This is a genomic window from Rhizobium gallicum bv. gallicum R602sp, from assembly GCF_000816845.1.
In the GTDB taxonomy this organism is placed as follows: Bacteria; Pseudomonadota; Alphaproteobacteria; order Rhizobiales; family Rhizobiaceae; genus Rhizobium; species Rhizobium gallicum.
Map to the genome: position 1 here is coordinate 606,193 of NZ_CP006880.1, position 12,683 is coordinate 618,875.

Here is a 12,683-nt window from a genome sequence, read left to right on the forward strand (position 1 = left end):
AAACGAGCTGATGTCATCCTCTTTGGCTAAGCCGGCCACGCGGCCTGTGAGCTGCTTCTGAAATAGTCTGCAACGATCGTCGGTCAGGCGGATGCGGAAGTGGAAAGCACGGCTTCCCGATCGTCGTAACATGCCCATGGCGGCCCCTGCCGCTCTGACGATCGGGGCGTTGGGCAATGTCCGGATCCGGCTCCATTGTCTGCATGGATTAACAGGCCTTGTACTTCGCGTCGAGATCATCCATGGCTTTGACATTGCCGGCAGACCGACCGTTCTCGTCGAAGGCATGGGCAAGAAACGCATCAGCGATCGACTTTGCAAGCTCCGTTCCGATGACGCGGGCTCCCATCGTGATAATCTGCGCATTATTGGAAAGTGCGGCGCGCTCGGCAGAATAGGTGTCATGCGTCAGCGCGGCGCGGATACCCGGAACCTTGTTGGCCGAGATGCAGACTCCGATGCCGGTGCCGCAAACGAGGATCGCTTTGTGGTAGGTGCCGTCGATGACACCCGAGGCGACGCGGTCCGAGAGGTTGGCGTAGAACGGATCGGCACCGGCGCTGGTGCGCGAGACTTCGTGCACGTCGAAGCGGTCTTTCAGATGGTCGGCCAGAACTTTGGCGAGGCCCTCGCCGGCGCTGTCTCCTGCAATGGCAAGCTTCATATTTCTTTCTCCTCAGAGTTTGGCGGCGCATTTTGTCAGGATGTCGAGGTAGCCTTCGACATTCCAGGCCGAACGGCCGATGAAGAGCCCGTTGATATGTGGGCTCACGATCAGTTCTTCGCAGTTCCGTGGGTTGACTGACCCGCCGTAAAGGCAGGGGATCTTCCGGCCGAGCACAGCTTCGGCAACGGCGATTATTTCAGATTGGCGGGCATCCGCGTAATCCGCGGTCGCCGGAATGCCGTTTTCGCCGATCGCCCAGACGGGCTCGTAGGCCAGAAGGATCTCGGCGCTCCTCTGGTCGCTCGAAAGTTTTGAAAGTGCGCCACGCACCTGGGCCGCTAGGATTTCGGCGGCCTTCCCGCTTTCACGGTCGGGAAGCGTCTCGCCAATACAGATCAACGGAATGAGACCGTGGCGAACGGCCGCTTCAGTCTTCAGGCCAACTGTCTCGTCGGTCTCTCCAAAATGTTCGCGCCGCTCTGAATGGCCGAGCTCGACGAGATCGAGATCGCAGTCCTTCAGCATCACCGGCGAGACTTCGCCCGTCCAGGCTCCCTGGTCGGCCCAGTGCATGTTCTGCGCGCCGACCTTCACGGACGTCCTGGCAAGCATTGCCTTGACCTCGCGTACCGCCGTGAAGGGCGGAATCACGAAGCGCTGGATGCGCGGGTCGCGCGCGGCATCCGCGGCTTCGAGGCCGCGCGCGAAATGTTGAGCTTGCGCAAGCGTCTTGTTCATCTTCCAGCTGGTGCCAATCCAGAAGCGCGGTTTTTCGGTCATGTCGGATCCTGCGTTGATGCAATGGTGAGCGTAATGCCCGCCTGCTCGAATTCCTCCAGGAAGGCAGCATCCGGTGCAATGTCGGTTATAACGGCGTCGAAGTCGGCGAGATCCGCCATGACATGCAGTGCGGTGTGGCCAATGCGCTGGTGGTTGACCAGGAGGCAGGTCCTGGCCGACGACGCGATCATCGCCCGCTTGGCGCGCACGACGTTGTCGTCCATGTGGTAGGCGAGCCTGCCGCTGACGGCCGGCGTGGAAATGAACGCGATGTCGGCCCTCAGGCGCGACAGTGCCTCTTCGGTGACGACGCCGAGATAGGCGTTGAACTTTGCCGAATAGATGCCCCCGAGCGCGATCAGCGTGATGGCGCTTTCGCCTTTCAACCGCTCCATGATCGCCGCGTTGTTGGTGATCAACGTCAGCGGACGCTTCTGCAGCAACATTTCCCCGAGCACGGCCGCCATCGAGCCATCGTTTACCATCACGGTCATTCCCGGCTCGACCAGTTCCAGCGCGGTCTGCGCCATTGCGAGCTTGGCCTCGGTGCCCAGGCGCTCGCGAATGCGAAAGTCGCTTTCGAATTGCATTCCGGCGTCGATGGTAGCGCCGCCGCGAACCTTGCGGAGCACACCCGCCTGCTCGAGATCGTCGAGATCGCGATGGATCGTCATCTTCGACACGGCGAAGCGATCGGCAAGGTCGTCGAGATCGACGGTCTTGTTTTCGACAAGCAGGTTGACGATCAACTGCTGCCGCTCTTCCCGCCTCATACCCAGTCTCCGCCCGCGTTTGATATCAAAATAACGAATATTTCGTGATAATCAACAAGAACCGTGTTATCTTGCGTCCAAAACTTGTTGTCTTGATATGCTACTCTAACAGTGCCTGCGCGGTTCGCTCGTCCGTTATAAGCCCGAAAAGGCGGCGGCTGTTGAGGATTGCCCGGATGGCCGGCACCTTCGCCCGTCCGCCCGCCAGTGCCACAAGCCGCTCGCTCGTGGTTTTGGGGAATGACGCGGAGAGCGTGCGCGCTGTTAGCGTCGTCTCAAGGATATGGCCGTCTGCGTCGAAAAAGTGCCCGAGGATTTCGCCGACACCGCCTGCGGCGGCAATGTCCTCCATTTCACGGGGCTCAACCACACCGGACAAAACAAGCTGCGCCTCTGCATCGACCGTTCCCAGGCCAACGAGCTTCAGATCGGCATTGTTGGCCAGATCGAAAACTTCTTTGACGGCACGCTGCGCCTTCAATACTTCGCGGTCCTCGCCGGTATTGGCGAAGAAGGGAACCGGCATGACATAGGCATGGGTACCGGTCTTTTCGGCGATGCGGTGCATCACGTCATAGGGATTGGCGCCGTAGTTTCGTGTCAGGCCGCCAAGCAACGAGACGAAGCGCAGGCCCTTCGCGTTCACCCTCGGCATATACTGGACGGCGGCTGAAAGCGTGCGGCCGTGACCAAGGCCGATGACCGCATTGTCGCCGCGCTCGATCTCGCGCTTGAGATAGCCGGCGCCCGCATGGCCGAGAGCACGAAGCGGTAAGCCTTCCTCGCCGAGATCGGGTGCGACCTCGCAATATTGAAGCCCGAACCGTTCGGAAAGCCGCATCTCCAGCTCGACGCATTCGACGATATCCCCGTCGATGGTGACTTTAACGACGCCATCGGCAACCGCTCTCGCGATCAGGCGATGCGCCTTCACCGATGGCACGCCGAGGCGACGGGCGACGTCGGACTGCGTTAGCCCGCCCGCATAGTGAAGCCAGGCAGCACGCACGGCCAGCGTATCATCGGCGTCGGTCATCACGGTTCCCTTTCGAATGTCACAGGCGGCGATTGCGCCGCATCGCAGTGCTGCCTTTTAAAGATGCTCGCCTTAGATGTTCAAGTCGGCGACGCCAGTGTCGATATGCGGCGCCCAGAAGGCGACGCTTTCGGCGATCTGCGGGATGACCTGACGATCGTTCGGCTCTCGTTCCTTGAAGGAGAGTTCCAGACAAATTTCGTTGTCCTTCGCCCCACCTTCGGCAAGTGCCTGGAGCAGAGGCGCAGGCTGAATGCGGCCTCTAGCATTGAATTCTGCAGTAAAGGGCCGGTGTCCGCCCTTGTCCATCAGGCTCTGCTTGATGTGGATGATCGGCGATACCGGCGGGACGGCGCGTGCCCAGGCATAGGGGTTGTAGTCGTCGGGGTTGGCGGAGGTGATGTCGCCATGATCGATATCCGCCATCATCCACATCGGGACGGCCAATTCGGCGGCTGCCAGCCGCTTCTGAAGCGACCGGCATGCGGCAATCGTCTCGCCGAACTCGCGACCGATGCTCATCGGTTCCCAGAAGATGTAGGAAAGGCCTGAAGCGCGTGCGTGGTCGGCTATCTCGGCCCAGCAGTCGATCGCGATCTTGACCAGTTCCTCGCGTCTGACCGGATCGTCGAAGTCCTTGTAGGTGAAGATTGCAAACTGCGTTCCGACGGAGTGGCCGCCGAGATCGGCGGTGATGTCGGCAAAAGTCTTGAACCAGTCGATGTAATAGCGGCGCACATCAGCATCTGGATGTCCGAAGTGGTTGAGGCGGCCATAGGGCCCCGTCATGCCTGATGTGATCCGCACACCCGTGCGCTTCAGCGCGGCGTTCATCGTGCGCGCCAGGCGGCGGATGACGGGCGCCTGCCAGCTCGGATTGATGAATTCGTGGGTCAGCTGGAGGTCGCGGATCCTCAAGTCCCGCGCGACCGTTTCGATGAGATCGTCGGGGTCTGCGAAGCGGTTCACAAGTGGATTGGTATTGAGTGAAAGGGTCAACGCCATGGCAATATCCTTCAAGCTGCGGCAAGGCGGATTGAAGCAAACCACTCGTCAAAGGCTGCACGTTCCGCTTCGCTCAGATGCAGGTAGTGCTTGGTGCGGCGATAAAGGATGTCCTCGGCCGTCGCGGCCCATTCCGTCGCAACGAGATAGCGGGCTTCGGCCTCATAAAGCTGCCCGCCGAAATGCCGCCCGAGCCCTTGGATGCCAGTCGCCCCCGCAATCACATTCTTCGTGCGGGCGCCATAGAGACGGCCGTAGTGATGCACGAGCTTGCGCGGCATCCATGGATAGGCATCGCGCAGGCTGTTGGCGAAGGTCTCGTAGTCGGCATTCGGAATTTCGCCGCCGGGCAACGGCGCCTTCTCCGTCCAGTCCCCGCCCATGTTCGGAAAAATATGCTTGAGACGTTGCATGCCCCGTTCGGCAAGTTCACGGAATGTGGTGATCTTACCACCGAAGACGTTGAGCAGAGGGGCGCCGCCGGTCTCGTCGAGATCGAAGACATAGTCGCGGGTAACGGCGGAGGGATTGCCCTTGCCGTCGTCGAAAAGTGGACGAACGCCGGAGAAGCTGTGCAGCACATCCTCTCGGCGTAGCTTCTCCTTGAAGTAGCGATTGACCGCCTTCAGCAAATAATCGATTTCCGCATCGTCGGCGGACACGTCCTCGGCGCGGCCTTCATAGGCGATATCGGTCGTCCCGATCAGCGCCTTGTCGCCCTCATAGGGGTTGATGAAAATGACGCGCTTGTCGTGGTTCTGGACCAGATAGGCATTGGAGCCGGCCCAGAACTTCGGCACGATGATATGGCTACCTTTCACGAGACGGACGTTGCGGCCGGAGTTCGAGCCGGTGACACGATTGATGATGTCCATCACCCAGGGGCCGGCGCAGTTGACGAGACATTTTGCGCGGAAGGTTCGCGTCTCTCCGGTGAGGCTGTTTTTCGTGGTAACGATCCAGCTGCCTCTCTCACGGCGCGCCGAGATTGCTGCCGATCGAGTGAGAATAGTAGCGCCCTTTTCCGCCGCGCTGACTGCATTCAGGATCACGAGGCGGGCGTCATCGACCCAGCAATCGGAATACTCGAAGCCGCGCGTGTATTGATCGAGGATTGGGGTTCCCTCCGGATCGCGCAGCAGATTGAGCGTGCGTGTGCCCGGCAGTTTTTTGCGGCCGCCAAGGTGATCGTAAAGGAACAGGCCGAGCCGCACGAGCCACGCCGGACGATCCTGCGGGCTGTGCGGCAGGACGAAGCGCATCGGCCAGATAATATGCGGCGCGGCATTGAGCAACACTTCACGCTCGATTAGCGCCTCGCGCACCAGGCGGAATTCGTAGTATTCGAGATAACGCAGACCGCCATGCACCAGTTTGCCCGAACGAGACGAGGTTCCCTGTGCCAAATCGTCCTTATCGCACAGCGCGACTTTCAGCCCGCGGCCCGCAGCATCGCGTGCGATTCCCGCGCCATTGATGCCTCCGCCGATGACGAAGAGATCCAGGAGGTCGGGTTCAGTCATGTCATGCTCCTTCGATGCCTGCTGCATCAAAACTTGATTTACTCGCTTACCGGCGATGTCGTTGCGGCTCGGGCGAGCTTGGCCCAGGCAGGCGCCATTGCCTGGCGCACATCGGTGTAGGCGGAAAATAGCTGGTCGAACCGGGCAGCCTCGTTTACATCCGGAATCTCCGCGTCGCCGAGCAGCGGCGTCACCCAGTCGGCAATGCAATCGTCCATGCTGGAATAGACGCCGACGGCCACTGCGGCCATCATCGCCACGCCGGCGGCCCCCGTCTCATCGCGGCGCGACTGGCGGATCGGTGCGTTAACGGCGGCCGAGAGTGAACGGCGAAGGGCGACCGAGCGTGTTGCGCCGCCCGTGATCCGCAACTCTTCGGGCATCGCGCCCATTGCCGCGTAGCAATCGCGGGTGGCAAGCCCCAACCCTTCGACCACACTGCGCAGCAGGTCGGGGAAGCCGTGGCGCGTAGAAAGCCCCGTGAAGCCCGCGCGCGCATCGGCGCTGACGAAGGGCCCACGTTCCCCAGCTTCGGAGATGTAGGGATGGTAAAGCACCGAACCCGGCCGGCTTTGCGCAAACCAGCCGTCGATGCGCGCAATCAGGTCTGCATGCGAAGCGGGCTTGCCCGCCTCGGCCATCAGATAGGCGGCGACGTCGAGGATCCAGTCGATGTTGATCGTAGCGCCCATGTTGGTCTGGACCTGGGTGACGATGCCGGGGATGGGCAGGGCGATCACATAGCCCGTTCCCTCATGATTGAGCTGAACGTCAGCAACGGGCTTGGCACGCATGTGCACGCCCGTCGAGCCGATCGTCGAACAGGCGGCATTGCGAGCGTGGCTGCGCACGCCTGCACCAAGCGCCGTCATCGCCATGTCCACATAACCAAGGCAGACCGGCGTACCGGCAAGAAGTCCGCAGGCCCTCGCCGCCTCACACGTCAGCGGGTGACTGATCTCGATACCGTCGATGATTTCGGGCAGAAGCGCACGTCTATGGCTCAGGCCAAGCGCATCGATCACCATCGCATCATATTGCCGCGTCCGGAAGTTGCCGAAGGTAAAGCTCGCTTCGGACGGATCGGTCGCCCGCACGGTTGTCAGGTTGAGATAAAGCCAGTCCTTGCAGTGCAGCGCCGTCTCCGCTCGGTCGAGAAGGTCCGGTGTGAAGCGATCCATATGGGCGAGTTGCGCACCCTGCTGGCAAGTGTTGAGGCCGGTGCCCGTTGCCTCGAAGCGGGCACGGTTCTCATGTCCGCCGGCAAGCGAGCTGACCGTCGGTGCGGCACGCGCATCGAGCCATAGCCAGGCATCAGCGACCGGCGTATTGCCGCGGCCGACGAGCCAGGTGCCGTCGCCCTGGCCGGTGACCGCGACGGCTGCGGTGCGTGATGCGAGACTGGTTACTTTTTCTCCAAGGCCACGTAATGCGCTGGCGCAATCAAGCCAAGTCTGACTCAGCGATTGCGTTGCGGAACCGTCGTCTCCCGTGGTGTATCTGTTGCGTACGGAGGCCGTGGCGATCTGGCGTCCGGACAGATTAAAGGCCACCGCCTTGATGACGGAGGTACCGGCATCTATTCCGATGATGATCCTCTCAGTCGATGTCATCGCAGGACCATCCCGCCGCTATTGCGAACGCCTCGGCGGCTGTTACGCGCGTCCAATTCATCTGAAGTCCTCCCGATCGGCAAGATTCGTTGGGGATTTGGCATGCGGCTCCCGACGGGTTCGGTCTTTCTGTGGCCTGCGGCGAGCGCGCTGTCTTTTGATATCCTGATGAAGTGTGCGGCTGAACCTCCGACAGGCCTCGCTGCGGAATATAACATAAAGATACCATAAGGCTAGTAAGATTTTACTGGAATTGAAATTTTTTTCAACTAGAATAATTTGCATAAGAGTGTAGAAAGCCGCTTGCGAAGTGATGCGCCGCAACGCCATCATCGCCAGTGTCCGCTGCGCATGATTTGAATAATACGCAATCCCTACAGCAAGTTACGTGCCTCTATCGGGCATGAAGCGTAGAGGAGAGTTTGTGCGTTTGCTTCCAATTATTCCGCGCAGTCGCGGGAAAACTGAACTCGAAGTTATGCGTCTTTGCTCACGTTCTCATCAAGCGGCCGTTGACAAGTCGCAAAAATTATAACATGGTTTGCGACGTAAATAACACAGTTCTATCACGGAGGTCCCGCTTCCGGATCGAGAGCTGCAGGTCAGGTGGTTGGAGGAGACAGCCGCCGGTCTTGCTGAGGAGGCTTCCAAATGAGGATTTTTGTGCACGGTTGCGGTCCTGTCGGTGATACGCCGATTTATTGCTCTGGTGCGGCGCAACGGCTCCGCCGGTCTGCGATTGCTGCCGCACTCGCCATTCTTTCCTTGCCATTCAAGTCAAAGGCCGTCCGGAGATGAGTACACCGCCTGATTATGCAGCAGCAAAGCCGAGCAGCGGCAATTTCAAGCTTATCGCAAGCGCGGCGCTTGCCGTCATCGTCGTTGGAGCGATTGCGCTCGATACCACGGTCGTCAAGATCGGCTCCGCCGACGATGTCCGCCAACAGGCATTTTCCGCGGAGACTTTCGGCGCAGAGCAGTTTCCGAAGATTAAGGCGAATGTTGAGGATCGGGCCGTTGCGGTCGCCGAGCTTGCGGCCGCAATCGCTGCCGACAAGAAGGCAGCCGCCGAAAAATACGGGACTGCGACGAGCACCGGACCGGTGATCCCCGTTACTCTGACGGGTGTCTTTGGCGCACGCAAGGCAAACATTAGCGAGATAAAAGTCGACGGGTTGCCTCCCCAGACGGTGGTCCGTGTCCAGACCGGTCCTGCGGTCAATGGCACGGACCTCCGTGACGCGACCGGAACCATCGAATTCGGGCAGTTTACCAACCAGATCCAGTATCAGGATGCCGGATCGGCCATCAACAACGAGATGAAGAAGACGGTCTTTGCGGGCCTCGATCCTGACAGGCTGGATGGAAAGACGGCGACCGTGGTGGGTGTCTTCAAGCTCATCAACCCGAAGAACTGGCTCGTCACGCCGGTGAAGGTCGAGGTCAAATGAGCCAGCCGCCATGCAACTCCGGAAGCCGGGGCGAGGTTGTACTTGCCGCTCGCAATATCGCCAAGTCCTATGGCAATGTTCACGCCCTGAAAGGAGTGAACTTTGACATCCACCGCGGCCAGGTGACGACCCTGTTCGGAGAGAACGGCGCGGGCAAGTCGACTTTGATGAAAATCCTTTCAGGCGTCGTGCAGCCGAGTTCCGGCGAGATTATCCTCGACGGCTCGCCTGTCAGCTTTGCATCGTCGACCCATGCGCGCGGGTGCGGGATTTCTATCATTCACCAGGAGCTCAGCCTGGCACCCAATCTCAGCGTCCGTGACAACATCTTCATGGGTCGAGAGATCATCAAGGGTGGGGTTGTCGACTTCGCCGAGGAAGAGCGCCAGACACGTACGCTCATGGAAGAGCTCGAGGAAGACATCGATCCGCTGACGCGCGTCGAAGATCTCCGCCTCGGCCAGCAGCAGATCGTCGAGATCGCGCGCGCCCTTTCTATCAATTCGCGTATCCTCATCATGGACGAACCGACTTCGGCACTGAGCGCCACCGAAGTGCAAGTACTCTTCAAGGTCATCCATGACCTAACCAGCCGCGGCGTCTCGATCGTCTACATCTCGCATCATCTGGAAGAGGCCCTGCAGATCACCCACCACGCCGTTGTGCTGCGCGACGGGAACATGACGGCCTATGCGGAGCGCAAGGATATCGACCTCGAATGGATCGTCCGCAACATGGTCGGCGAGAACTTCGACCTCGGCAATCCACCGCAAGGCCATCAGTTCGGAGCAGTGGCGCTTTCCATCGAAAACCTCAGTGTTCCCGGTCCTTCCGGCGCTGCCTATAATGCAGTCGACCGCCTATCGTTGCAGGTGCGCGCCGGCGAGGTCGTCTGCATATACGGGCTGATGGGGGCCGGGCGGACGGAACTCCTTGAATGTATCGCCGGTCGCCTGCGTTCGAACGGCGGCAAGGTTCTCCTCGAGGGCCAGGACGTCGGCGGGCTCAGCATCGCCGGGCGCATCGCCGGCGGTCTCGTCCTCGTACCCGAAGATCGCCAGCGCGATGGCCTCGTCCAGACGATGACCGTCGGATCCAATCTGTCGCTTGCGAGCATCGGCGCCTTTACAAACGGGCTGTTCACCTCCGGCCATCGGGAGCGCGATCTCGTCAACGATGCGATCCGCCGGGTGCATGTAAAGACCGATGGCGGCACGGCAGCTATCGGCTCGCTGTCCGGCGGCAACCAACAGAAGGTCGTCATCGGCAAGGTGCTGGCAACCCAGCCGAAGGTGATCCTGCTCGACGAGCCGAGCCGCGGGATCGATATCGGCGCCAAGGCCGAAGTGTTCAAGCTGCTGTCGGAGCGCGCCAAGCAGGGACTGGCGGTCATCTATTCGACGTCCGAAGTCAATGAATGCCTGAGCATCGCGCACCGCATCATCGTTATGCACCGCGGCAGGATATCGGCCGAGTTTGGCTCGCACGTCACCAAGGAAAAGATCATGGCAGCCTCCGGCGAAGCCGTGGTCGCGCACTAGCCCGGAACTATGGAGCGCTGAGTATGTCAGTCACAAACATCGTCGAGAAGAAGTCAGTTTCCACCGGGCAGAAGCGCAATACCAACGTCGTGCGTCTCATCCTCGAAGGCCGGGCATTCTTTGCGCTGATCGTCATCATCGCAGTCTTCTCGTTCCTGTCGCCTTACTATTTCACGCTGAACAACTTCCTGATCATGGCGTCGCACGTCGCGATCTTTGGCATTTTGGCAATCGGCATGCTGTTGGTGATCCTCAACGGCGGCATCGACCTATCGGTGGGCTCGACGCTGGGGCTCGCAGGCTGCATCGCCGGTTTCATGATGCAAGGCGTCACGCTCAACTATTTCGGCGTCATCCTCTATCCGCCGGTCTGGGCCGTCGTCATCATGACATGTGCGCTTGGTGCTTTGGTGGGTGCCGTCAACGGCGTGCTGATCGCTTACCTCAAGGTGCCGGCCTTCGTCGCTTCGCTGGGTGTGCTCTATGTAGCCCGCGGTATTGCGCTGTTGATGACCAATGGCCTGACCTACAACAATCTCGGCGGCCGCCCCGAGCTCGGCAATACCGGGTTTGATTGGCTCGGCTTCAACCGGCTCGCAGGCATCCCGATCGGCGTGATCGTGCTTGCGGTTCTGGCAATCGTCTGCGGCATCGTGCTGAGCCGCACGGCCTTCGGCCGTTGGCTCTATGCCTCGGGTGGTAACGAACGTGCGGCCGACCTTTCGGGCGTTCCCGTCAAGCGCGTCAAGATCGTCGTCTATGTGCTGTCGGGTGCCTGTGCCGCGATCGCTGGCCTGGTGCTGTCGTCGCAGCTGACCTCCGCCGGTCCGACGGCCGGCACCACGTACGAACTGACGGCGATCGCAGCCGTCGTCATCGGTGGTGCAGCGCTGACCGGCGGCCGCGGTACGGTTCGCGGCACAATGCTCGGGGCCTTCGTCATCGGCTTCCTCTCGGACGGCCTCGTCATCATCGGCGTCTCAGCCTACTGGCAGACCGTCTTCACCGGGGCGGTGATCGTTCTCGCCGTCCTCATGAACAGCATCCAATACGGCCGCCGGGTCAAATCGTCCTGACGGCGTCAACTGAACTTATCCGCGACGGCAGGCTGGATTCCATGAAGGCCGATTGGGGAAAGCACCGCCGGGTCTCCGGCAAAACTGAGCTCACTAATGGGAGAGAGACTATGTTTAAAAAAGGCATGCGCATTCTTCTCGCCGCCGCGACTGTGGCACCGCTTCTTGCAAGCTCGGCCTGGGCGGCCGGGATGATGACGATCATCGTCAACGACCCGTCGAACCCGTACTGGCTGACGGAAGGCAACGTTGCCAAAGCCGCTGCCGAAAAGCTTGGCTATACCGCCTCGGTCAGCGCGCACAAGGGTGACACCAACACTGAAAGCAACCTGATCGATACGGCCATCACCAACAAGTCGGTTGCGATTATCCTTGATCCGGCAAATGCTGACGGTTCCGTCGGTGCGGTGAAGAAGGCCGTTGCCGCAGGCATTCCGGTTATCCTCGTCAACGCGGAAATCAACCAGGAAGGCCTGGCGAAGGCGCAGCTCGTTTCCAACAACGCCCAGGGTGCGGCACTCGGTGCCCAGCAGTGGGTCGAAGCTATAGGCGACAAGGGCAACTATGCCGAGCTTTTCGGCGCACCGTCGGACAACAATGCCGCGACGCGCTCCAACGGCTATGAGACCGTGCTTTCGCAGTATCCGGACCTGAAGAAGGCTGCCAAGGAAGTCGCCAACTGGGACCGTACTCAGGGACATAACAAGATGCAGTCCATGCTGCAGGCAAACCCGGACATCGTCGGAGTCATCTCTGGCAACGACGAAATGGCGCTGGGCGCCATCGCCGCTCTCAAGGAAGCCGGCAAGCTCGCCAACATCAAGGTCGGCGGTTTTGACGGTTCTCCGGATGCCGTTGCGGCCATCAAGGCAGGTGAACTCCAGTACACCGTCCTGCAGCCGGTTGCCGTGTTCTCCCAAGAAGCGGTGAAGCAGGCAGACAGCATCATCAGGACCGGCAACACCGGTGCCAAGAGCGAGAAACAGCTTTTCGATTGCCTGCTGATCACCAAGGACAATGTGGACAAGTACACGGGTCCGTTCGTCTTGTCGCAGTAATCGTCGAAGGGGCGCTCGAAAGGCGCCCCTTTTCAGCGACGGCGGCAGACTGCTCGGCTCTCCGGATGCCGGAAACGCTGACTGCGCACCGCAACCGCCCGTTCCATGTCGCCTTTTTGCCTTGGGGCGGCAATCACTGTACGAAGCTGGAATCCAGAAC

The 12,683-nt window shown here is 60.4% G+C and carries 11 protein-coding genes; 4 read left to right on the forward strand and 7 right to left on the reverse strand.

Going from position 1 to position 12,683, the window contains the following annotated elements:
- Positions 1 to 208: 208 nt before the first annotated feature.
- The 7 genes from derI to RGR602_RS26170 form a co-directional block, all read right to left on the reverse strand.
- Positions 209 to 664 carry a D-erythrulose-4-phosphate isomerase gene (gene derI, locus RGR602_RS26140; protein WP_040114937.1) on the reverse strand — a complete coding sequence of 152 codons (456 nt, stop codon included), beginning with the start codon at positions 662 to 664 and terminating at the stop codon, positions 209 to 211.
- A gap of 12 nt (positions 665 to 676) precedes the next feature.
- On the reverse strand, positions 677 to 1,447 hold the full coding sequence (locus RGR602_RS26145) for a triose-phosphate isomerase (protein ID WP_040114938.1): 771 nt from the start codon (positions 1,445 to 1,447) through the stop codon (positions 677 to 679).
- Positions 1,444 to 2,220 carry a DeoR/GlpR family DNA-binding transcription regulator gene (locus tag RGR602_RS26150; protein ID WP_040114939.1) on the reverse strand — a complete coding sequence of 259 codons (777 nt, stop codon included), beginning with the start codon at positions 2,218 to 2,220 and terminating at the stop codon, positions 1,444 to 1,446. The genes RGR602_RS26145 and RGR602_RS26150 overlap by 4 nt, the downstream gene beginning before the upstream one ends.
- Positions 2,221 to 2,320: 100 nt before the next feature.
- Positions 2,321 to 3,256, reverse strand: a complete 936-nt coding sequence (locus RGR602_RS26155) for a sugar-binding transcriptional regulator (protein ID WP_040114940.1) — start codon at positions 3,254 to 3,256, stop codon at positions 2,321 to 2,323.
- 72 nt (positions 3,257 to 3,328) lie between these two features.
- Positions 3,329 to 4,261 (reverse strand): sugar phosphate isomerase/epimerase family protein, encoded by a 933-nt coding sequence (locus tag RGR602_RS26160; RefSeq protein ID WP_040114941.1) that lies wholly within the window; start codon positions 4,259 to 4,261, stop codon positions 3,329 to 3,331.
- An 11-nt stretch (positions 4,262 to 4,272) separates the two neighbouring features.
- Positions 4,273 to 5,784 (reverse strand): glycerol-3-phosphate dehydrogenase, encoded by a 1,512-nt coding sequence (locus RGR602_RS26165; protein ID WP_040116487.1) that lies wholly within the window; start codon positions 5,782 to 5,784, stop codon positions 4,273 to 4,275.
- A 38-nt stretch (positions 5,785 to 5,822) separates the two neighbouring features.
- Positions 5,823 to 7,397, reverse strand: coding sequence for an FGGY-family carbohydrate kinase (locus tag RGR602_RS26170; RefSeq protein ID WP_040114942.1), 1,575 nt, complete (start codon positions 7,395 to 7,397; stop codon positions 5,823 to 5,825).
- A 794-nt stretch (positions 7,398 to 8,191) separates the two neighbouring features.
- Here RGR602_RS26170 and RGR602_RS26175 point away from each other — a divergent pair.
- The 4 genes from RGR602_RS26175 to RGR602_RS26190 all read left to right on the forward strand — a co-directional run bounded on the left by RGR602_RS26175 (position 8,192) and on the right by RGR602_RS26190 (position 12,523).
- Positions 8,192 to 8,848 carry a DUF2291 family protein gene (locus RGR602_RS26175; protein ID WP_040114943.1) on the forward strand — a complete coding sequence of 219 codons (657 nt, stop codon included), beginning with the start codon at positions 8,192 to 8,194 and terminating at the stop codon, positions 8,846 to 8,848.
- Positions 8,845 to 10,389, forward strand: a complete 1,545-nt coding sequence (locus RGR602_RS26180) for a sugar ABC transporter ATP-binding protein (RefSeq protein ID WP_040114944.1) — start codon at positions 8,845 to 8,847, stop codon at positions 10,387 to 10,389. Before RGR602_RS26175 ends, RGR602_RS26180 begins: the two co-directional genes overlap by 4 nt.
- A 23-nt stretch (positions 10,390 to 10,412) precedes the next feature.
- The gene (locus RGR602_RS26185) at positions 10,413 to 11,465 is read left to right on the forward strand and encodes an ABC transporter permease (RefSeq protein WP_040114945.1); all 1,053 of its coding nucleotides are present in this window, start codon (positions 10,413 to 10,415) and stop codon (positions 11,463 to 11,465) included.
- Between the two features lie 110 nt (positions 11,466 to 11,575).
- On the forward strand, positions 11,576 to 12,523 hold the full coding sequence (locus RGR602_RS26190; protein WP_040114946.1) for a D-ribose ABC transporter substrate-binding protein: 948 nt from the start codon (positions 11,576 to 11,578) through the stop codon (positions 12,521 to 12,523).
- The last annotated feature ends 160 nt before the right edge of the window (positions 12,524 to 12,683 follow it).